This is a genomic window from Paraburkholderia silviterrae, assembly GCF_004353915.1.
GTDB lineage: Bacteria > Pseudomonadota > Gammaproteobacteria > Burkholderiales > Burkholderiaceae > Paraburkholderia > Paraburkholderia silviterrae.
Genome location: NZ_SMRP01000005.1, coordinates 379,150 through 399,221, shown reverse-complemented (window position 1 = coordinate 399,221; position 20,072 = coordinate 379,150). Strand labels below are relative to the sequence as shown.

Below are 20,072 nucleotides of genomic sequence, written 5' to 3'. Positions count from 1 at the left end.
CCGCTGTGATGCAAAAAGGGTTGTCCGTGAGGGCAGCCCTTTTTTATTTCCGCGCGCAGGGCGACGGCCGCGCACCGTGTGCATCAGACCGCGTCAGCCCATGTCATGCGGTCGTGGGCAAACCTTCGGATTTAGCCGTATCGCCGCGAGCGCGCGCTTCGCTTTGCGCATGCTCGACCAGCGCCGTTTTCAGCGCGTCGAGCGCGGGCGAGAAATGCCCGCGCCGCCATGTGAGCAGCGTATCGATCTGGCCGAGCTTGCCGAGCGAGTGAATCGCCACCTCGTCGGCGTTGCGTTGCAATTCGAGCACGGAGCGGGGCGCCACGGCTACGCCCGCGCCCGCCGCCACGCACGCGACGATCGCGTGATACGAGCCGAGCTCCAGCACGCGCGTGGGCCGGATGCCGTGCTCCAGGTACCACGCCTCCACATAGTTGCGGTAGGCGCAGCCGCGCTCGAACGCCACGAGCGTCGAGAGCGCGACGTCGCCCGGCGCCCGGATCGGCCGATGGCCGCGCGGCGTGATCATCACGAGCTCCTCTCGGTACACGCGCACGTAGTCGAATACTTCGGCATCGGGCGGGCCGGCAAGCGGCGTCGCGATCAGCGCGGCGTCCACCTCGAATTCGCGCAGACGCTCGATCAGGTGGCCGGTGGTGCCGGTCTCCAGTTCGAGCGTGACTTCGGGCCAGCTCTGGTGGTAGCGCGCGAGGACGCCGGGCAGGCGGCTGGCCGCCATGCTTTCCATGGCGCCCAGGCGCAGGCGTCCGCACGGCGCGCCCGCCTTGAGCGCGTGGCGCGCCTCGTCGGCGAGGGCGAGGAGCCGCTCGGCGTAGGGCAGCAGCGTCTCGCCCGCGGGCGTGAGCACGAGGCGGCGGCCGTCGCGCGTGAAGAGCGGCGTGCCGAGCTGCTCTTCGAGCTGTTTGATGCGCGTGGTGACGTTCGACTGCACCCGGTTGAGCTTGGCGGCGGCCCGCGTCACGCCGTTTTCGCGGACGACGGCGCGAAAGATCGCGAGCGCAGCGAGATCCATAATTCTCTCTTTGGGATGGATTCGTTCATCATAATTCATTTTTTGTGAACGGTTGCGGCGACTAATATGTGGAGGGTGGCGTCGTGCATGCGCTGCCGCTCATCGCCCACGTAGTTTCCCCCTGGTTTCTCATTTGGCCGCCGCCGACCATGAACGACATCGCTTCTCGCGCCGATGCCCCTCGCGCGCTTCCCGCTCATCCTGGCCATCTTCCGCACGCCGCGCGGCGTGCCGCGCTCGCCTGCATGGCGGCGCTGGCGGCGGCGCTCGGCGTTGGGCGCTTCGCGTTCACACCGCTCCTGCCGCTGATGCTGCACGGCGGCGCACTGGACCTGCGTCACGGCGGCTGGCTGGCGTCGCTCAACTACGCGGGCTATTTCGTCGGCGCGGTGGGGTGCGTGGCGCTGCGCTTCGCGCCCGCGCGCATCGTGCGCGCCGGGCTCGCGGCGACCGCGCTTCTGACCGTGGCGATGGGGCTGACGCACGCGTTCTGGATCTGGGCGGTGGTGCGCTTCGTGGCGGGCGCGGTGAGCGCGGCGACCTTCGTGTTCGCATCGCAATGGGGCCTGCGGCGCCTCGCGCAGCTGGGCGCAAACGAGTGGGGCGGCGTGATCTACACGGGGCCGGGAGTCGGCATCGTCGCGACGGGGCTGCTGGTGAGCGCGGCGGGCGGTTTTGGCGCGCAGGCGGGATGGATCGGCTTCGGGTTGATTTGCGTGCTCATCGCCGCGCTCGTGTGGCCGGTCTTTGGCGACGATGCGCGTGAAGCCCGTGAGGCGGTGTCCCGCGCGGAACGAGGCGCAGGCCCGGCGGCAGCCGCGGCGCAACCCGCGGCCACAACGGTGGCTGCGTCGTCTGCCGCAGTGCAGGCCGCGCCGAATGCGCGCAATGCGCCACCAGCGCCGCCCGCTCAAATCAGCGCGCCAGCATCGCCATCCCACGGCGCGCGCGCCGACGCCTTCTGGCTCGTCCTGCTCTACGGGGTGCCAGGCTTCGGCTACATCATCACGGCAACCTTCTTGCCGGTGATCGCGCGCCATGCGCTGCCGGGCTCCGTGTGGCCCGATCTGTTCTGGCCGATGTTCGGCATCGCGCTGATCGTGGGAGCGCTCTCGGCGGCGCGCCTGCCGCTGCACTGGGACAACCGGCTCATGCTCGCCGCGTGCTACGTGCTGCAGGCGCTCGGGATCGCGCTCGGCATCGTCTGGCCGAATGCCGCGGGCTTTTCGCTTGGCAGCGTGCTGATCGGCCTGCCGTTCACGGCGATCACGCTCTTCGCCATGCGCGAGGCGCGCCTGCTGCGAGGCGAGCACGCCGCCGCGCTCATGGGCTATGCGACCGGCGCCTATGGCATCGGGCAGATCGCCGGGCCGCTCGTGGCCGCGCCGCTCGCGGCCTCGACGGGCTCGTTCTCGCCCTCGCTCTGGCTCGCGGCGGCGGCCTTGCTCGCGGGCGCGGCGGGGCTCGTGTGGCGCGCCGTGCGAGCGCGTGCGTAAGCAAACTGTCCCTCGCCGGGGCGGCGTGTTTCGACTCGGGCCCAGGACGCTTCGCACGCCTTCTGCGATGGCGCACTAAAATAGCCGTTTCGTGCTGTTTTCTTGCCATTGCATGCCGTTTGACGGGCGACCCGCCGAACGGCACGCCGCGCATCCTGCGACTCCTACCGACTCATGAGCGAATACCAGTTTTGTCCGCGTTGCGCCTCGCGCCTCACCGAACGCGCCGACCCCGCGCACGAGGGCGGCCGCGTGCGCCTCGCGTGTCCCGACATCGCCTGCGGCTATGTCCATTGGAACAACCCGTTGCCCGTCGTGGCGGCTATCGTGGAGTACGAGGGGCGCATCCTGCTCGCTCGCAACGCGGCCTGGCCCGAAGGCATGTTCGCGCTCATCACCGGCTTCCTCGAAAACGGCGAAACGCCGGAGCAGGGCATCGCGCGCGAGGTGCACGAAGAGACCGGATTGCACTCGCAGAGCGTCGAACTCGTGGGCGTCTACGAATTCATCCGCAAGAACGAGCTCATCATCGCGTATCACGTGAAGGCGGCGGGCACGATTGCGCTCTCGCCGGAGCTGCTCGAATATCGGCTCGTCGAGCCCGCGGAGCTGCGTCCATGGCGCGCGGGCACGGGGCCGGCGCTCGGCGAATGGATGCGCCGGCGCGGCCTGCCGTTCGAATATGTCGAGCGGCCCGGGCAGTGAGCGCCTCGCTGGCGCCTCGCGCACCCTGAGCGCGGTCGGATCCTGACCGTCACCCTGAGTCTCGCCCCGAGTCTCGCCCCGAGTCTCGCCCCGAGTCTCGCCCATTCGATGAATCGACCCGTCCGATGAACCGACCCGTTGCCAATGCGCGCTCCGACTATCGCCATTTCCTCTCCATCACCACGCGCTGGATGGACAACGACGTCTACGGCCACGTCAACAACGTCGTCTACTACAGCTACTTCGACACCGTCGTGAACGAGTATCTGATCCGCGCCCAGGCACTCGATATCGAGCACGGCGCGACCATCGGGCTCGTGGTCGAGACGCAGTGCAACTATTTTGCGCCGCTCGTGTTTCCCGAGCGCGTCGAGGCGGGGCTGCGCGTGGCGCGGCTCGGTGCGTCGAGCGTGCGCTACGAGGTCGGCCTCTTTCGCGAAGGCGAGTCCACGCCCGCCGCGCAGGGGCACTTCGTGCACGTCTACGTCGAGCGCGCGACGCGCCGCCCCGTGAGCGCGCTGCCCGAGGCATTGCGCGCCGCGCTCGCGCCGCTCGTGGTCGAGGGCGCTGGCGCGCCGCCGGCCTGAACGAGCGCGTTTCGCTTCCGCGCGCTCACCCGCTGCAACACCCAAGGCGCCCACCGTGCAGGCTTTCGTGATCGACACGCTCAACGGCGCAAGCTACGGCCTGCTGCTGTTCATGCTGTCCGCCGGGCTTACGCTGATCTTCAGCATGCTCGGCGTGCTCAATTTCGCGCACGCAAGCTTCTACATGCTCGGCGCGTATCTGGGCGTCACGCTTGGCGGGACGCTCGGCTTCGACTGGGCGCTCGTGCTCGCACCGCTTGCCGCCGGCCTCGCGGGCGCGGCGTTCGAAGCCACGCTCTTGCGCAGCACGCATGCGGCCCGCGCGGGCAGGCGGGACAGCTCGGGCAACCCGCTCAATGCGCTGCTGCTGACTTTCGGCGCGGCCTGGGCGATCGGCGAGCTGGTCAAGCTCGTGTGGGGACTCCAGCCGCTCGCGGCGCCCGTGCCCGCGTGGCTCGACGGCGCGCTTTTCAGGGTCGGCGGCGCGGCGTTCTCGCGCTATCGCGCGTTCGCGATGCTCGTGGCGTTGGCCATGCTCGGTGCGATCCACGTGGCGCTGCGCATCTCGCAGACGGGCCTCGTAGTGCGCGCGGCGCTCACGCATCGGGGGGCGGTGGAGGCGCTCGGCCACGACGTGCCGCGCGTGCAGACGATGGTGTTCGCGCTCGGCACCGCGCTTGCCGCGCTGGCGGGCGTGGTTGCCGCGCCGCTCTTCGTGGTCGAGCCGGCGATGGCCGAATCGGTTGGTTCGATCGTGTTCGTGGTGGTCGTGACGGGCGGCCTCGGGTCGCTTTGGGGCGCGTTCGTTGCCTCGCTCGCGGTGGGCCTGCTGCAGACCTTCGCGGTGTCGAGCGATGTCTCGTTGGCCGACCTGGCCGCGAGCCTTGGCGTCACGCTCGCGCCCGCGTGGCGTGCGCTCACGCTCGCGCAGATTGCGCCGCTGCTGCCGTATCTGCTGCTGGTCGCGATGCTCGCGGTGCGCCCGCAAGGCCTCTTCGGCCAACGCGGCGAGGACGCGTGACGCGCCATGAAAGCCGATAAATCTCGCACACGGATGGACGCGGCTGGCCGGCGCCTTGAGCCTCATGCGCCGGCTCCACGCCGGCTGCCACGTTGGTTCTGTTGGGCGGCATCTCGCTGGGCGGCATCCCGCTGGGCGGCATTCCGCTGGGCGCCCTGGCTCGGGCTGGTGGCGCTCCTCGGCTTGCCGCCGCTCGTTTCGGCGTGGCTCTCGCCCACGGGCGTGCCACAGGGCTGGCTGCTCGCGTGCCTCGCCCAGGCGGCGACGATGATCGTCTTCGCGCTCTCGTACAACCTCCTGCTCGGCGAGACCGGGCTGCTGTCGTTCGGCCATGCCGCGCCCGCCGGGCTTGGGGCACTCGTGGCCGCACACCTCTTCAATCGCTACGCGATCCCGTTGCCGCTTCTGCCGTTCGTGGGCGGCATGGCGGGCGCGGCGGTCGGCGTGCTGATTGCGCTCGTCGCCGCGCGCCGCGCGGGCACCGCGTTCGCCATGATCACGCTCGGGCTCGGCGAGCTCGTCGCCGCTGCCGCGTGGGCGTTGCCCGACTGGTTCGGCGGCGAGGCGGGCGTCGCCATCGACCGCACGAGCGGGCCGGCCATCGTGCCTGTGGCGGCCTGGACCTTCGGGCCGGATCGTCAGGCGTACTGGGTCATCGCTGCGTGGTGTCTCATCGCGTGCGCCGCGATCTACGTGCTTGCGCGCGCGCCGTTCGTGCGCCTCGCCAACGCCGTACGCGACAACCCGGTGCGCGCCGCAGCGCTGGGCGCGCCGCCCGCGCGCGTGCGGGCCATGATGATCGTCCTCGCCGCGGGCTTTGCCGGCGTCGCGGGCACGCTCACGCTCATCAATGTGGAGCTGGCCGCGGCCGAAAGCGTCGGCATGATGCGCTCGGCAGCCGTGCTCATTGCGACCGTGACGGGCGGGACCGCGTCGTTCTTCGGGCCGGCGCTCGGCGCGCTCGTGTGGGTGGCGTTCAGCGTGGGCGTGGCGAGCGTCTCGCGGGCCTGGATGCTCTATGTGGGGCTCTTTTTCATCGTCATGGTGCTGGTGGCGCCCGACGGGCTCGCGGGCCTGATCGCGCGTCAGCGCGCGGCGCTCGCGCGGCACGGCTGGCGGCGCTGCGGCAGGTACTGGGCGATGGCTGCGCTGGCGGCCTCGTGCGGCGCGTTCGCGCTCGTGCTGGCGGTCCAATGGGCCTACGCGCTGCGCCTGGGCGACGACGATCCCGGCGCATGGCTCGGCACGCTGTCTACCCATGCGGCGGCGGGGCTCGCCGTGGCGATCGTCGCGTTGTCGGCCGTGGCGGCCTGGACAGGGTGCCGTGCGCGGCGAGCGGTGCGCGCGCTCGAGCGGCTCGACCGGCTCGACCAGCGCAAGGAGGCAGCATGATGCCCGCGCTGCGGCTCATCGGCGTCGAGAAGCGCTTTGGCGCGACGGCCGTGCTGCGCGGCGTCGATCTCGACGTGCGCCCGGGTGAGCGCCATGCGGTGATCGGCCCCAACGGCGCGGGCAAGTCCACGCTGTTTAGCCTGATCGCGGGCGAGCGCCGTGCGAGCGCAGGCCGCATCGTGCTGCACGGCGAGGACGTCACGCGTCTTGCGAGCGCCGTGCTCGCAAGACGTGGCCTTGCGCGCAGCTTCCAGACCACGAGCGTGTTCGCGCGCCTTACGGTGCGCGAGAACTTGCGCTGTGCGGTGCTGGCGTCGCTGCGCGGCGGCGCGGGGCTGGCTGCGCGCTGGTTCGGCTCGGCGCGCGCCGATACGCGCGTGGACGCACTGCTCGACGCCCTCGGCCTCGCGCACGCCGCACAGCGCGAGGCCGCGACGCTGAGCTATGCCGAGCAGCGCGCGCTCGACCTTGGCCTCGCGCTCGCGGGCGGCGCGCAGACGCTGCTCCTCGACGAACCCACTGCGGGCATGAACCGCGCTGAAGCGGCGCGCGCCGTCGATCTGATTCGCGCGACCACCACGGGCAAGACGGTGCTGCTGATCGAGCACGACATGGATGCGGTGTTCGGCCTGGCCGACCGCGTCTCGGTGCTGGTGCAGGGGCGTGTGATCGCCACGGGCACGCCCGAGGCGATTCGCAGCGATCCCGCCGTGCGCGACGCGTATCTCGGCGCGCATTTCGATGTGCGCTTCAACGCCCCGGGGCACATGAGGCGCTCGCCATGAACACGCTCCTCGAAGTCGCGAATCTGCGCGCCTGGTATGGCGCGAGCCAGGTGCTGCACGGCGTCGATCTGCGCGTCGGCGCGGGAGAGGTGGTCGCGCTCGCGGGCCGCAACGGTTCCGGTCGCTCGACGCTCGCGAAGGCGCTGATCTCGATGGTGGAAGCCGACGGCACGCGCCGTTTCGCGGGCGTGGATCTCGCGCCGCTGCGCACGTTCGAGATCGCGCGGCTGGGCCTGGGCTACGTGGCGGAGCAGCGCGACGTGTTCCCGACGTTAAGCGTCGACGAGAACCTGCGCCTCGGTCTCGCAAAGCGCGGTCCAGGTGCACGAGCGGGGGAACGGCGGGGTGCACTGCGCCGCGCCCCGCGATTTACCATCGACGACGCCCACGCGCTTTTTCCGATCTTGCGCGAGCGCCGCAGCGCACGCGCGGGCGTGCTCTCGGGCGGCGAGCAGCAGATGCTCGCGCTGGCCCGCGCGCTCGTGGGCGACCCCGATCTGCTCATCGTCGACGAACCCGCCGAAGGATTGTCCGCGCAGATGGCCGCGCGCGTAGGCGCGTGCCTGCGCGCGCTGCGCGAGCGCGGTGTCGCGCTGCTGCTCATCGAGCAGCGGCTCGAACTGGCGCCGGGACTGGCGGACCGCGTCGCGGTGATGGGGCATGGGCGCATCGTGTTCGAGGGCGCGCCGCAGGCGCTCGTGCAGCGCGACGACGTCGTGCGCGACTGGCTAGGCGTGGGTTGAAGCCTTCGGCGCGAGCGGTTTGGCGACACGCGAGAGCGCCGTCATCGGCCCGATGCGCGCGAGCGTCTCCCGTTGCGCAGCGTCGCGCACGAAGAGCGAGCCCGCGAAGCCGAGCGCGTTCACGGAGATGCCCTCGACGCGCTCTGTCCCGCGTGGCACCACCAGCATCCAGCGGCGCGTGACGAGCAGGTTGTACGGCGCGTCTTGATGCGCCACGCCTTCGACTTCGACGGTCCCGATGCCGGCCGCATGCAGCAGCGCCCGGTAGGTGTCGAGTGCGCGTTGTGCGTCGGGTTGAGCGTCCTGTAGTGCGCCCTGTAGTGCGCCCTGTGGTGCGTCCCGTAGTGCGTCCCCGCCTGCGATTGCTCCATTCGCTCTCCCCGCCAGATCGAGCCGCGCGAAGGCGTGCGCGAAAGGCAGCCCCGGCACGCGCACGGCAGCGGTCGCCGCATCGGCCGCTGCGGCATAGGCCGCTGCCGCATCGACACCCGCCGCACCGGCCGCCACCGCATCGGCCGGCGCCGCGTCGAGCAGCGTCTCGACAGGCACCGCCATCCCCGCCGCATCGAGCGGCAGCGGCACGGCCTGCAGATGCTTGTGCGGCTGGCTCGCGCCGGCTTGCGGCCCGCCGTTGTAAAAACCCAGCGCGTCGAAGCCATGCAGCACGACGAGCAGCGCCGCGAAGTCGGCATGATCGAGCAGCACCTCCTGTGGCACGAAGCGGCGCGTGACGATCAGCAGATGCTCGTCGAGCACGCTGTACTTGTTGAGCAGCGCGACGTGCGTCGAAGAGAGCTCGCCCACGCACAGATCGTCGTCGTAAGGCAGGAAGGGGTTGCGCGCAGGCGCCTGTGGCATGTCTCGCGAAGGCGCATCCGTGCGCCGCGCCGCCTCCTTGCGCGCGAGACTCGACACCTGGCGCACGGCAAAGCGCACGCCGCCATCGTCGATGTGCATGAGCGCGGTTTCGATGGGCTGCAGCGCGCCGCATCGCAAGGCGTCGCGCGTGCGCTGCGCGATCGCGTCGCGCAGGGTGCGGGCCGTGAGCACGGTCGCGGCCATCGGCGCTCAGGCCTTGTAGCCGATCGCGCGCAGCAGGTCGTGGCGCCAGCGCACGTCTTCTTCGGTCTCGACGCCGAGCGGCGGCTCGCCGTCCACCACGCCGATAATGCCGCGCCCCTTGTCCGTTTCGGCGATCAGCACTTCGGTCGGATTGGCGGTCGCGCAAAAAATGCGGCACACCTCGGGCACGGCCTTCACGACGTTGAGCACGTTGATGGGAAAGAAGCCGTCGCCGAGAAAGACGATGAAGCTGTGGCCCGCCGCGATGCGCAGCGCGTTGCTCGTGGCCATTTCGACGAGTGCGTCGTTCGTGCCCGAGCGGCGCACGAGGCGCTTGCCCGAGGCCTCGCAGAACGCGAGGCCGAACTGGATGCCCGGCACCGCGCCGTAGAGCGCCTCGTGCAGGTCTTCGACCGATTTGATGAAGTGCGTTTGCCCGAGGATGAAGTTGGTGGCTTCGGGCTTGACGATCTCTACCGTGGACAGTTGCATGGCGGACCTCGCGCGGGGCGTCTCGAAGGCCGCCGCCGCTCGACGACGAGGAGCGCGCGGCGTGGTTCAAGAAGACTAGTACGAAGTCGCGGCGCGTCCAAGGCGTGGCCCGGCGTATGGGCCGCCGATCCCCCGAAAAGGAAACAGCCCGATCAGCGTAAGCCGATCCGGCTGTTTCGATCCGGCTGACCCTCTCATTACGGCCGGCGCCCCGCTGGGCAACCGGCCGTTGGTTCATGCATCGCGCGCGTTAGCGCGGCAGCGGCGGGGGATCGCGCTCAGGCTGTCTTTGTCGCCCGCTTGCCCTCGACGTCGGGCAGGAACACGGTGAGGATGCCGATCAGCGGCAGGAACGAACAGACCTTGTAGACGAAGGCGATACTGGTGGCGTCCGCCAGTTGGCCGAGCACCGCCGCGCCGATGCCGCCGAGGCCGAATGCGAAGCCGAAGAACAGGCCTGCCACCATGCCCACCTTGCCGGGGATCAGCTCCTGCGCATAGACGAGGATGGCCGAGAAAGCCGAGGCGAGGACCACGCCGATGATCACGGTCAGCACGCTGGTCCAGAACAGGTTGGCATAGGGCAGCAGCAGCGTGAACGGCGCCACGCCCAGAATCGAGCCCCAGATCACGTACTTGCGGCCGATGCGGTCGCCCACCGGGCCGCCGATGATCGTGCCCGCCGCCACGGCCGCGAGGAACACGAACAGATGCACCTGGGCGGCCTGCACGGGCAGGTGGAAGCGGTCGATCAGATAGAACGTGAAGTAGCTGTTGATGCTCGCGAGGTAGAAGTACTTCGAGAACACGAGCAGTACGAGAATGCCGATCGCGGTGGCCACACTGCGGCGCGAGAGCGCGACGTGCGGGACCTCTGCGCGCTTTTTCTTCATCGCCGGATGAGCCTTGTACCAGCGGCCGATCTGCGTGAGCACGAACATCGCGACGAGCGCCGCCACCGAGAACCACGCGATGCTGCGCTGGCCGTGCGGAATGACGATCGCGGCCGCGAGCAGCGGTCCAAGCGAAGAGCCGGCGTTGCCGCCCACCTGGAACAGCGATTGCGCGAGGCCGTGGCGGCCGCCCGAGGCCATGCGCGCGACGCGCGAGGACTCCGGATGGAACACGGAGGAGCCACAACCCACGAGCGCCGCCGCGACGAGCAGCACGGCGTAGCTCGGCGCCACCGACATCAGCAACAGGCCGCACAGCGTAAAGCCCATGCCGACGGGCAGCGAGTACGGCAGCGGACGCTTGTCGGTATAGACGCCCACGAGCGGCTGCAGCATCGAAGCCGTGATCTGGTAGGTGAGCGTAATGAGGCCGATCTGCGTGAACGACAGCGAGAAGTTGTCCTTGAGCATCGGATAGATGGCCAGGATCAACGACTGGATCATGTCGTTGAGCAGATGCGAAAAGCTGATCGCGCCGAGCACGGAGTACACGGTGCGCTGCACACCGGTGGAGGCCGTGGAGGCGGCGGACACAGGCGTGGCGCCGGGCGCGGCGCGCTTGTCGAGGCTGGTTTCCATATTGTCGATAAGCAAAAAGGCTTCACGCGGGCGCCGCGACAAACGTTGGGTCCTTGATGGCATCAAGAACCCAACGCGGCGATGGCATGAAAAGGTCATGTATAGGAGTTGTGAAGCGCAGTGTAATGTGTCTCGACCGAACAGTCCGGACATCTTTTGTCGAGAGCCGGCCATTTCCGGCAGATCTCCTGCATGACCTCTTGCGTAGCGGGGCCCCGGGCGCTTCGCTATGACGGTCCGTGGCGTTTGCTGAGCAGCGTGCGGGCCACGCCGCCGAGCATGTACATGAACTCGATGTCGAGGCCGGCCGCCGCCGCATCGTGAGCCGAAATGCCCGCGCCCGCGAAGAACGCCCCGACGAGGGCCGACACGGCGTCTTCTTGCGCCGTGGGCAATGACTGGGCGCCAAGCGTGGCGTGAATCTCCAGCGGGTCGATGACGTCGGGCGGCAGCGGTGCAGCGCTGCCCTTGGAGCGGCTCGCGGCGAGCGTCGTGGGAAACGATGCGCGCAGCGCTGCGAACCGGTCGTTGGGTGCTTCAGCGGGGGGGGGTGCCGCGGCGCGTGCTCGCAGGTCGCCGGCTTCGTGGCGCCTCGGCCCGGCGGGCCTTGCAACGCCGGGCGTTGCAGCGCCAGAGGCCGCCACGCCAGAAGTCCCCATGCCGGAAGTTCCCACACCGGATGCCTCCACGCCTGGCGTTGCCACGCTGGGTGTCGCCATGCCAGCCGTCGTGACGCCCGCGCCAAGCCCCGCAGCGCGCCCCCCGCGAGCGGGGGCGGGCGCTACGGCGGATGCTTGCCTCGCGGCCAGCTCGTCGAATCGAAACGGCGGCCCGGCGAACGTAGCTGGCGTGACGTCGTGCGGCGGGACGCCGAAATGCGTGTCGTAGCGGACTTTCATGGGCACGCGCGGCTCCACAGCGTCGTTCCACGGCGCGCCGCTGGACCCTGGATCGTCGCTCGCGTTTGCCATTGCGGCGTGGTCCGGTTCCTCGAACAGGCCGTGGGCATCGAACGCTTCCGGCGATAGCGGCGCCATGGCTGGCGCGCCTTCCGCATCGGCTCGCAAGAGTTCGTCACGATGCTCAGGCGTAGGGCCGCCCGGCGTAGCGACGTCCGGCGTGAGCGTCGCAGCGCCAGGCGACACAACGCCGGGCGTCGTTACGTTCATCGTGAACGCGTTGTTCAATTCGGTCGGCGTGCGGCGCTCGCCCGCATGAGCACGCGGCTCCAGCGGCGCAGGCGCTCCATCGGCTCGCGAACCCACGCTGACTTCCTCGCCAAACAGGTCGGCGGCTTGTGGATTGTGCGCGCCCGGCCATGCGCGGTTGACCGATCCGAACAGGGCCAGCGGATCCACCGGCACATCCGTCAGGTCGCCGAACGCGATCGGCGACTCGAGCAGCGTGGTGCCGTCCGAGAGCCAGCCGGCTGAGGGCGCTTCGGAGAGCGGGCCGGCTTCGCGGTGTGGCGGGCTCAACCCATCCGGTGCCGATGCCGCCTGGGCACCGTCCGTGCGCGCAGGTGCCGCGTCGGCGCGCCAGTCCGGGGGGACGAGCCCGGGTGCCAGGCGCAGCACGTACGGGCCGAGGCCGATGAAGTCGCCCACGCCCACGCGCATGTCGCCGCCGGGCGTGAGCGGCTTGCCGTTGACTGTCAGCGTGCCGCGCTCGCTGATGTTGCGCATGCGCCAGCCGCCGGCCACGCAGCGGATATCCGCATGGTGGGCGGCTACGCCGCCGGTGTCGTCGGGCAGCACGAGGGTGTTGCCGGCGCCGTTGCCGATCGTGCCGCCACTGGCGCCGAATTCGGTGCCGACGACGTTTCCCGGCGCAGCGCCGTTGCAGGTGAGCACCGAAAGCTTGATGCCGAAATTGGATTGTTCAGTCATGGGAGGGACTCGCAGGGCGGAACAGGGGAAATGCCGCGCGCATGCCAGCGCGCCGCGTCAGGCCGGGCAGCGGAAGGCAAGCAGTTCGGCGCGGTGCAGTGCGTCGCCGCCGGCCGTGCCTGCCGCCATGCGCAGCGTCAGCTTGTGGCCATCGACATCGAAAGTCGCGTTCTGGGTGTCGGCCGTATTGCCCGGGGCGATCTGCGCCTTGTCGAACAGGCGCTGCAGCGCCCACGGCCCTTCGCCCTGCAGCGTCTGCGGCCCGCCCACGGTGTTGATCTCCAGCGCCACGCGCTGGATGCTGTCGGCCGACCATTTGACGACCTGGGGCGTGGATGGGCCGTGCGCGTAGCGCAGGGTCTGCGCGCCGATGGTGAGCGTGTACTGCAGGATGTCCGGATCGGTTTCCTGCGGCGTCAGCACCAGTTCGAAGGCCGGGCTGCGCCCATTCGATCCGAAATAGGTGTCGCGGATCTTCGCGGCCTGGCTGAACGCGTCGAGCACGCGCGCGTCGCGCGGCGCGTCCGCGGCAAAGCCCATGCCGTCCGTGCTCGCCACCGCGACCGGCCGGAAGCGCCAGCGCGTCCCGTTCGTATCGGCTTGGGCCGCGAGATTCTTCTGGAAGTAGTCGTCGAGCACACCGCCGGAGGCGAACAGCCGCGCGAATTCGTCCGGCGGCATGTCGCGGGCGGCATTGCGCACGAACGGGTAGCGCCCGGCGATCATCTGCCGGCACACGTTGCCGACGCCGTTGCTGGTTTGCTCCGAGAGAGCTTGCCGCGTGGTCGCGCCCACGCCTTGCACGGCGTTGCGCGACAGGTCGCTCAGGAGCCCGCGCAACGGCACGGGTAGCCGGCCCGCATCGGCCTGCAATTTGGCGAACACGTCGGTCGTGGGCGGCACGCCGCCGCTAGCGAGCGCGGCGCTGGCGGAAGTCAGGTAGCTGTACAGCGCATCGACGTTTTGCAGGACCGGGTCGAGCGGCGCGCCGCCGCGCCCGTCCGGGCCCTGGCCCGCAACGAGCTGCCGCAGGGCGGCGAAGTGCGCATCGACGAGGGTTTCCGTTGGAGCATCCATGCCAGTGAGGGGGCTATCGGTCGGCGTCTTGCCGAATACGGCTTCGAGCGAATGGCGCGCGACATCCATGCGCTGGCGCCAGCGCGCGGCCAGTTGCGGCTTGCCCGCTTCCGGGCGCAGCAGCTGCGTTTCCTTCGCGGCGACCTGCAACAGGTTGCGCAGCGGCGAATCGGGTGCGGAGAGCACGCGTGCACGCTGGATGCTTTGCTGCATCGATGGCGCCGGTGCGAGCCGCAAATCGCCGAGATAGTCGTCCCATGTCGTGATGTACTCGTTCAGATAGAGCCGCCGGGCCTGTTCCGTCCATCCCGCGAGCGTGACGCCGTCCGCCTTCGCCGCGCCCGCGATGCCGAGCACCCAGGCGTCGTCGCGGGCGAGCGAGCCGGTGATCTCGCCGATGCGCTTGTCGACGGTGTCCCAGTAGCCGCGATACGTGAACAGCGGCGCGATGCCGTCGGTCAGCGGCTTGCCGCTCGCGCGCACGAAGACCAGCGCGGCTTGCGGGCCGCCCGCGTCGGCGAACGTGACTGGCGCGGCTTTCATGGTGCGCATGAGCTCGCGGCGCAGGACCCGGTAAGTGCGCTCGGGCAGCGCGACCTGGGCCACGCGCGCGCGCACGGCATCGACGAGCGCCTGATTGATCGGCTGTCCGAACTGTGCGGCGGCGATGCTGCGCGAGGCGAACAGGTTCGACAGGTGCGTGTCGATTTGCGTGCGCTCGGCCTGGGTCGTGTTGGCGGGCAGCGTGCGCTGGATGTCGAGCGAGAGCCAGGCCGCGACGAAGCTGCCGTCGTAGTGGGCGGGATCGTGCAGCATCAGATAGGCCTTCAGCGCGGCATAGTCGTACTCGATGTCGTTGGTGGGCGCCCCGGAGAGCAGTTGTTCGAGGTGCGCCGAGACGAGCGGCAGCAACTTCTCCCGAAGCGCGCGCTGATAGGCGTCCTCGGCGGCCTCGCGCACGCGCGTGCCCTGAAAGAGCCCCAGACGATAGCGAAAGAAGGGCGGCGAATCGGCGTTGAAGCGCGGCGAGTCGGGCAGCGCCTTCAGCGCATCGAGCATGGGCGCGAGGGTTTGTGGATTGGCGTCCTCGAGTGGCTGCGCCGCGTCGCGCGCGAATGCGGCGACGCGCGCATCGACTTCGTTCAGGTAAGCGCGGTTGTTCGTATAACTGACTATCCAGCCGCAGACGAGGACCGCGAGCATCGCAACGGCGCAGGTCGCCAGTACGGTTTGCCAGAGCGCGTTACGGCGCCGCTCGGTGCGGCTCACGCCCGCGAAGCCGGTATCGGCGAACAGCACGTCGCGCAGCAGCGCCTTGATGAAAAAGCCGTTGCGCTCGGTGGCCGCTTCGAATTCGCGTGGCGCAGCCGGAGTGTCGTGCGGCGTTCCCAGCACGCAATCGGTCGTCGAAGGGCCATTGCGCGCGGCGGTGAAATAAATGCCACGCAAATGCAGCGGCGCTTCGAAGCGCGGTTCGCGAAAGAGGCTTTCGCAGAATGACGCAATGGCCTGCCGCACGACGTCGAACTGTTGCGGGAACAGGTAGGCGAGCGCGCGCGCGTCGGCATCGGGCTCGGCGTCGAGCGCGGCGCACAGGCCGTCGTCGAGCCGTTTCGCAAGCTCCGCGAGCCCGTTGTGGGCTGGCCACAGCGGGTTGCTGGGGCGCGGGTCGCTGAGCGCATAGCCGATGCCCCACGCCGCCTCGCGCGCCTCGTGGCCCAGGTTGCGAAAATAGTCGGAAAACCCGCGCAGCCGGTCCATCCGCGTGACGCAGACATAGACCGGCACGCGCACGTCGAGCCGCGTCTGCAGCGCGCGTAGCGGCCGCGCGAGGCGCTCCGCGCACGCCGTGCGCTCGGTTGCGGCCATGGCCACGAGCGTATCGGCGGCCACGGTCAGCAGCACCCCATTGAGCGGCTGGCGGGGCCGGTGGCGGCGCAGCAGCGCGGTGAGCGTCGCCCAGATGCCATTGGGCTCCGGCGTGCCGTCCGGGCGCGTCTCGAGCGTGTCGTGCGGCGTGTCGACGAGCACGGCTTCGTCGGCGTACCACCAGTCGCACTGCGTCGTGGGCGGCACCGGCGCGCCGTCCGGCAGCGGGCCATGCAGGCGCAAACCGCTGCCGGCCAAAAGACTCGTCTTGCCGGAGCCGGCGCTGCCCGCGACGACGATCCACGGCAGGCGGTATTTGCTGCGGCCGGTCAAGCGGTCGGCCCACGCCGCCACGCGCGACGTCGACGGAACGCATTCGCGCAGCCGCGTGAGCGCGTCGATGAGGCGCGCGCGCAGTTCGACGAGGCGTTCCACGTTCGGCCCGGCATCGGCTGCCGCCTGCTCGCGGCGCTGGCGGCGGCGTTCGCGCCAGCGCGCAATCGGCCCAGCCGCACCTGCGCGTGGGCGCAGGCGCCGCACGAGCCACCAGAGCCAGATCACCAGCAACACGGCGATCACGAGCGCGCGTGCGCGCCGGCTTTGCAGCGGCAGGCTTTCGCCGAACGCGATGAGCGGCCCGTCGAACCAGATCCACGCGGCAAGGAGCAGCACGGCAATGCTGACCCACAGCAGCGGCGAGGTGAGAAAGCGGAAGAAACGTCTCAGTACATTCATGAGGAGTGCGAAGGCGATGGAGCGGGCGCGCCGCGCGTGAGGAACAGCACGATGTCCACGCGCCGGTTATGCGCGCGGCCCGCGGGCGTTGCATTGGTGTCGATCGGCTGCGAGTCGCCGGCGCCTTCGGCCTTGATCGACCGGTTGCCGGCAAGACCGGCTGCGAGCAGCGCATCTTTGACCGAGGCCGCGCGGGCGACGGAGAGGGCGGTGTTCGAGCCGATCGCCGGCGTGCGCACGGGTTGGTTGTCGGTGTGGCCCGTGATGGCCAGATCGCCGGGAAAGCGGTTCAGCGCGGCGGCGATGCGCTCGACGGTGGGCTGATAGGACGGTATGACCTGCGTGGCGCCGGAGACGAATGCGCCGTCGCCGCGGATGGCGATGATCGTGCGGTCCTCCGTGCTGTGCACGGTGAGCCGGCCCGAGGCGATATCGGTGGCGAGCCAGCGGGCGATGTCGTTGGGCACGGGCGCGGCCACCTCGGGCAGGCGCAATGCGGCGATGGCCGCTTCGGTGCGGGCCCCGCGCGAGTCGATGGCGAAACGGAAGCCCGCGAGGCACACGGCGGCCAGCAGTGCGGCAGAGGCGACCCATACCCACGGCGGCAAGCCAAAGCGCAGGCGCGGCGCCGCGGTGCTGTCCGGCGCGCGGCATTGCGGCGAGAGCGCCTGCGGCACGGGCGCGCGCGTGGTGCTGAGCAGGCGGTAGAGGCGGTGGCGCAGCCCTTCGAGCTTGACGGCCCCATCGCGCATCACGTGGTAGCGCCCCTGGAAGCCGAGCGCGAGGCAGACATACTGGAGCTCCATCAGATCGACGTGCAGTTGGGGCTGCGCCGACAGGCGTGCGAGCAGCTGAAAGAACTTTTCTCCGCCCCACGTCTCGTTATGAAACGCGACCAGCAATCCATAGGATGACCAGGCATGCGCACGGCCCCAGGGCGTGAGCGCAACCGCTTCGTCCAGCGCCGTGCACAGGCAATAGCGCGCGGCGACGATGGTTTCCGGCGACAACCCGGCTTGCTGCGCATGGGACTGGAAAGCGCGCATTTCCCGCATGAGCTGCTCGCGCAGGGCGCGCGGTTCGGTCGGCGATTGCAGCCTGATCTGCACGATGGCGTCGAGCAGCCGGCTGGCGAGCGAAACCAGCCGGTTGCGCGAGTTCGGGTCGCTGACGGCAGCCGCGGGAAAGGGCTTGGGCGCGGGAGGTTTGCGCGCGGCATCGAGGGGCATATCGTTAGGCGACAAGGCAACGGTGTTCATGGCTCAGGGCAGAGGGCGAAGGCGGCGCGCAGCGCAAGGCATGCGGGCGCGCTAGCGGCGGATCGCCCAGCAGGTCATCGTGAGTCCGGGTAGCTCGCCGGCGACATGCAGTGCGAGCCCGGCCGACTGTTCGAGTTGCTTCCACAGGTCGCCGGCCGTTTCGAGCTCGAAGTAGTGAAAGCCCGCGTGATAGGGAATCTGGCGCGGTGCGGCAGGCAAGAGGCGCAGGCCGATGCCGGGCAGTTGCAGGTGCACGAGGTCGGCGAGGCGCTCCACCGGGCCGATCTTGATTTGCGCGGGAAAGCGCGAGCGCATCGTGTCGGCGGGCAGCTCCGCCTGGACCGCGAGCACGAAACCGGCGTCGCGCAGCAAGTCGAGCGACGGCACTTCGGCGACCCATACGCGGTGCGCCCGCTCGTGCAGCGGCAGCGCCACCGCATGCTGCTCCAGCACGATCGAGAGCGCCGTGCGCAACTGCGCCATCAGCGGCGCGAAGCTGCCGTGCAGGTCGTCGTGCCGGTAGACCGGCCGCAACGCGGGCGTGCGCGCGTCGCTCGTATAGGTGCTGAGCTCGAACGCAAGGCGCAGCCATTCGCGAAACCAGCTGTGCGGGTGGCTGTGGGGGTTCGAAAGCGCACGCGACGTATCGGCGAGCGCGCGGTTGACGAGCGCAAGCAGCAGGAATTCCGCGACTTCGGCCACGCCTGCGCGCGCCGGTTGCGCAATGCGTTGCGCGAGCGCCTGGGCGCGTTGCTCGAGCAGCCCGTGCAATTCACCGGCGTAGCCTTGCAGCACCGGGTGGCTGCTGGCAACGAGCATGGGCGGAACATAGCGCGGATCGAGCACCACGCGGTTGTCGGCGAGACGTTCGCGCACGCGCACGACACCGAGCGTCTGCCATTCGCCGCCGAGCTGCGAGGCGAGGGCAAGCCGCACGCGCGGACGCGCGAGGTCCAGGGTGGCGTGGCCGAGCGCGGCGGCGTTGGTGTCCGCGACTTCGCCGGTGAAAACGCTGTATCGCGCGATCGATTCGGACTGCACTTCAAAGATGATGTCTTCGGCGCCGGCGCGCTGGACCGGCCAGGCGAGCACGACGAGCTCGCCATCGGCGCTCGTCGGGATATCGAGGGGTGCGGGCAGCTCATCGGCACTCGTCAGGTCGAACGGCGTGCCGTCCGGGAAGACGCCTTGCGCGCCGAGGACGGCGATCTTGCCGAGCGCGAGGGCGTCCGCATCGAGATCGAGTGCGGCGAAGCCCCAGAACGGCCCTTCGAGCGCGCCGCAGCGCTGCTGCACGTAACCTTCGAGGTAGCGCTCGAGTTGCTGGAAGTGCTGGGGCCGCAGATACATGCCTTCCGACCAGACGACCTTGCTATGCGCAGCGTGCGGATTGCGTGGGGGCAAGGCATCGGGCGGTGCGTCGTGCAATCCATCGAGTGTGCTCATTGATTTTTTCCCTTCATGTCTGAAACGAGACTGCGTTCGCCCACACGCAGCGCAATGGCAGGCGGCTCGGGCGCAAACGGCCAGACGAACGAGACGAGTGCGTTGCGGCGCGGGGCCTGCAATTCCACCGAACTGCGCCAGGCGCTTTGCTCCAGTTGTCGATAGCCGGCGACGAAACCCACCGCGTGGACCATTTCGTTGGCGCGCCGTTTGACGATGCGGCGCTCGCCAGGCACGAGCACCATCTGTTCGAGCGACACGAGGTCTTCGCCCAGCGTCTCCTTCGCGCGCTCCTGGAGCGCGGGGAAGCTCGCGAGGGCGAAGGCGTCGGTGGTCTTGAGTTCGTAGACGCCGACGAGAATCGGCGAGGGCCGCCCGCGGCTGTCGGGGTTCACGAGCTTGTCCACCGCGATATGCACGCTGTAGGCGGTCGCGTCGCTCGCGGGCGGCGTGGACGAGCAGCCGGTCACGAGCAAGCCGCCGAGCGCCGCGATCCAGCGGCGGCGCGCAGGATCGGCGAGCGGCGTGAGCGGTTTTTCTGAGGATATCGAATCGATTCTCATGCGAACACGTAGATGGTCACTTGACTCGGCGACGTGCCCGTGCCTTGCGTGTTTGTCGCGTTCTGCGTAGTGGGGTCGGTGTTGCGCGTGATCTGGCTGCCGCCCACGAACACCTTGCTCGAGCCGATGATGTTGCGGCTATACGAACTGACCGTGCCGGACGCGACGCCACCCATCGAGCCACCGGCATCGCCCTTGGTGGACGGGATGACGGTTGCCACGTTGTGGACCGGACCGCCCCCCACCTGGATGGTGGGATTGTTGGGAATCGCCTCGCTGCGGCTGGCGTGATTGCCATAGCCGACCGGCGTGCCGAAGGGTGGGGTGGCATTGACGCTGGTGGCGTCGTTGCCGCCGCCGATGCTCGAATTGACCATGACCATGAT

The 20,072-nt window shown here is 69.6% G+C and carries 17 protein-coding genes; 7 read left to right on the top strand and 10 right to left on the bottom strand.

Features of this window, described 5'->3' with window-relative positions; genetic code table 11:
* Positions 1-103: 103 nt before the first annotated feature.
* Positions 104-1,033, bottom strand: a complete 930-nt coding sequence (locus EYW47_RS14000) for a LysR family transcriptional regulator (RefSeq protein WP_133195413.1) — start codon at positions 1,031-1,033, stop codon at positions 104-106.
* Between the two features lie 149 nt (positions 1,034-1,182).
* Between EYW47_RS14000 and EYW47_RS13995 the strand changes: the two genes are divergently transcribed.
* From EYW47_RS13995 to EYW47_RS13965, 7 genes are all read left to right on the top strand, one after another.
* Positions 1,183-2,529 carry a YbfB/YjiJ family MFS transporter gene (locus EYW47_RS13995; protein WP_133195412.1) on the top strand — a complete coding sequence of 449 codons (1,347 nt, stop codon included), beginning with the start codon at positions 1,183-1,185 and terminating at the stop codon, positions 2,527-2,529.
* A 174-nt stretch (positions 2,530-2,703) separates the two neighbouring features.
* On the top strand, positions 2,704-3,234 hold the full coding sequence (locus tag EYW47_RS13990; protein ID WP_133195411.1) for an NUDIX domain-containing protein: 531 nt from the start codon (positions 2,704-2,706) through the stop codon (positions 3,232-3,234).
* 125 nt (positions 3,235-3,359) lie between these two features.
* The gene (locus EYW47_RS13985) at positions 3,360-3,821 is read left to right on the top strand and encodes an acyl-CoA thioesterase (RefSeq protein WP_133195410.1); all 462 of its coding nucleotides are present in this window, start codon (positions 3,360-3,362) and stop codon (positions 3,819-3,821) included.
* Between the two features lie 55 nt (positions 3,822-3,876).
* The gene (locus EYW47_RS13980; protein WP_133195409.1) at positions 3,877-4,842 is read left to right on the top strand and encodes a branched-chain amino acid ABC transporter permease; all 966 of its coding nucleotides are present in this window, start codon (positions 3,877-3,879) and stop codon (positions 4,840-4,842) included.
* 168 nt (positions 4,843-5,010) lie between these two features.
* Positions 5,011-6,234, top strand: a complete 1,224-nt coding sequence (locus tag EYW47_RS13975) for a branched-chain amino acid ABC transporter permease (RefSeq protein ID WP_240763677.1) — start codon at positions 5,011-5,013, stop codon at positions 6,232-6,234.
* On the top strand, positions 6,231-7,019 hold the full coding sequence (locus EYW47_RS13970) for an ABC transporter ATP-binding protein (protein ID WP_133195408.1): 789 nt from the start codon (positions 6,231-6,233) through the stop codon (positions 7,017-7,019). Before EYW47_RS13975 ends, EYW47_RS13970 begins: the two co-directional genes overlap by 4 nt.
* Positions 7,016-7,762, top strand: coding sequence for an ABC transporter ATP-binding protein (locus tag EYW47_RS13965; RefSeq protein ID WP_133195407.1), 747 nt, complete (start codon positions 7,016-7,018; stop codon positions 7,760-7,762). Before EYW47_RS13970 ends, EYW47_RS13965 begins: the two co-directional genes overlap by 4 nt.
* On the opposite strand, the gene EYW47_RS13960 is transcribed toward EYW47_RS13965, so the two are convergent.
* The 9 genes from EYW47_RS13960 to EYW47_RS13920 form a co-directional block, all read right to left on the bottom strand.
* Positions 7,748-8,824 carry an ATP adenylyltransferase family protein gene (locus EYW47_RS13960; RefSeq protein WP_240763676.1) on the bottom strand — a complete coding sequence of 359 codons (1,077 nt, stop codon included), beginning with the start codon at positions 8,822-8,824 and terminating at the stop codon, positions 7,748-7,750. The genes EYW47_RS13965 and EYW47_RS13960 overlap by 15 nt on opposite strands.
* 6 nt (positions 8,825-8,830) lie before the next feature.
* The gene (locus tag EYW47_RS13955) at positions 8,831-9,316 is read right to left on the bottom strand and encodes an adenosine-specific kinase (RefSeq protein WP_133195406.1); all 486 of its coding nucleotides are present in this window, start codon (positions 9,314-9,316) and stop codon (positions 8,831-8,833) included.
* A 278-nt stretch (positions 9,317-9,594) separates the two neighbouring features.
* Positions 9,595-10,848: an MFS transporter gene (locus EYW47_RS13950; protein ID WP_133195454.1), complete on the bottom strand. Its 1,254-nt coding sequence runs from the start codon at positions 10,846-10,848 to the stop codon at positions 9,595-9,597.
* A gap of 227 nt (positions 10,849-11,075) precedes the next feature.
* Positions 11,076-12,737, bottom strand: a complete 1,662-nt coding sequence (locus EYW47_RS13945) for an FHA domain-containing protein (protein ID WP_133195405.1) — start codon at positions 12,735-12,737, stop codon at positions 11,076-11,078.
* A gap of 57 nt (positions 12,738-12,794) precedes the next feature.
* Positions 12,795-16,418, bottom strand: coding sequence for a type VI secretion system membrane subunit TssM (gene tssM, locus EYW47_RS13940; RefSeq protein ID WP_133195404.1), 3,624 nt, complete (start codon positions 16,416-16,418; stop codon positions 12,795-12,797).
* Entirely contained in the window at positions 16,415-17,677 is a 1,263-nt protein-coding gene (gene icmH / locus EYW47_RS13935) for a type IVB secretion system protein IcmH/DotU (protein ID WP_133195403.1), read from the bottom strand. The genes tssM and icmH overlap by 4 nt, the downstream gene beginning before the upstream one ends.
* Positions 17,678-17,728: 51 nt before the next feature.
* Positions 17,729-19,123 (bottom strand): type VI secretion system baseplate subunit TssK, encoded by a 1,395-nt coding sequence (tssK, locus tag EYW47_RS13930; RefSeq protein WP_133195402.1) that lies wholly within the window; start codon positions 19,121-19,123, stop codon positions 17,729-17,731.
* Positions 19,120-19,686: a type VI secretion system lipoprotein TssJ gene (tssJ, locus tag EYW47_RS13925; protein ID WP_133195401.1), complete on the bottom strand. Its 567-nt coding sequence runs from the start codon at positions 19,684-19,686 to the stop codon at positions 19,120-19,122. The genes tssK and tssJ overlap by 4 nt, the downstream gene beginning before the upstream one ends.
* Entirely contained in the window at positions 19,683-20,069 is a 387-nt protein-coding gene (locus EYW47_RS13920) for a DUF4150 domain-containing protein (RefSeq protein WP_133195400.1), read from the bottom strand. Before EYW47_RS13920 ends, tssJ begins: the two co-directional genes overlap by 4 nt.
* Positions 20,070-20,072: the final 3 nt, after the last annotated feature.

What these genes read in the sequence shown, in the direction of transcription:
- EYW47_RS13945 (WP_133195405.1), bottom strand. Translation starts at nt 12,737, where the DNA reads ATGACTGAACAATCCAATTTCGGCATCAAGCTTTCGGTGCTCACCTGC.
- EYW47_RS13965 (WP_133195407.1), top strand. Translation starts at nt 7,016, where the DNA reads ATGAACACGCTCCTCGAAGTCGCGAATCTGCGCGCCTGGTATGGCGCG.
- EYW47_RS13950 (WP_133195454.1), bottom strand. Translation starts at nt 10,848, where the DNA reads ATGGAAACCAGCCTCGACAAGCGCGCCGCGCCCGGCGCCACGCCTGTG.
- EYW47_RS13990 (WP_133195411.1), top strand. Translation starts at nt 2,704, where the DNA reads ATGAGCGAATACCAGTTTTGTCCGCGTTGCGCCTCGCGCCTCACCGAA.
- EYW47_RS13960 (WP_240763676.1), bottom strand. Translation starts at nt 8,824, where the DNA reads ATGGCCGCGACCGTGCTCACGGCCCGCACCCTGCGCGACGCGATCGCG.
- tssK (WP_133195402.1), bottom strand. Translation starts at nt 19,123, where the DNA reads ATGAGCACACTCGATGGATTGCACGACGCACCGCCCGATGCCTTGCCC.
- tssJ (WP_133195401.1), bottom strand. Translation starts at nt 19,686, where the DNA reads ATGAGAATCGATTCGATATCCTCAGAAAAACCGCTCACGCCGCTCGCC.
- EYW47_RS13955 (WP_133195406.1), bottom strand. Translation starts at nt 9,316, where the DNA reads ATGCAACTGTCCACGGTAGAGATCGTCAAGCCCGAAGCCACCAACTTC.
- EYW47_RS13920 (WP_133195400.1), bottom strand. Translation starts at nt 20,069, where the DNA reads ATGGTCATGGTCAATTCGAGCATCGGCGGCGGCAACGACGCCACCAGC.
- icmH (WP_133195403.1), bottom strand. Translation starts at nt 17,677, where the DNA reads ATGAACACCGTTGCCTTGTCGCCTAACGATATGCCCCTCGATGCCGCG.
- EYW47_RS13995 (WP_133195412.1), top strand. Translation starts at nt 1,183, where the DNA reads ATGAACGACATCGCTTCTCGCGCCGATGCCCCTCGCGCGCTTCCCGCT.
- EYW47_RS13970 (WP_133195408.1), top strand. Translation starts at nt 6,231, where the DNA reads ATGATGCCCGCGCTGCGGCTCATCGGCGTCGAGAAGCGCTTTGGCGCG.
- EYW47_RS14000 (WP_133195413.1), bottom strand. Translation starts at nt 1,033, where the DNA reads ATGGATCTCGCTGCGCTCGCGATCTTTCGCGCCGTCGTCCGCGAAAAC.
- EYW47_RS13985 (WP_133195410.1), top strand. Translation starts at nt 3,360, where the DNA reads ATGAACCGACCCGTTGCCAATGCGCGCTCCGACTATCGCCATTTCCTC.
- tssM (WP_133195404.1), bottom strand. Translation starts at nt 16,418, where the DNA reads ATGAATGTACTGAGACGTTTCTTCCGCTTTCTCACCTCGCCGCTGCTG.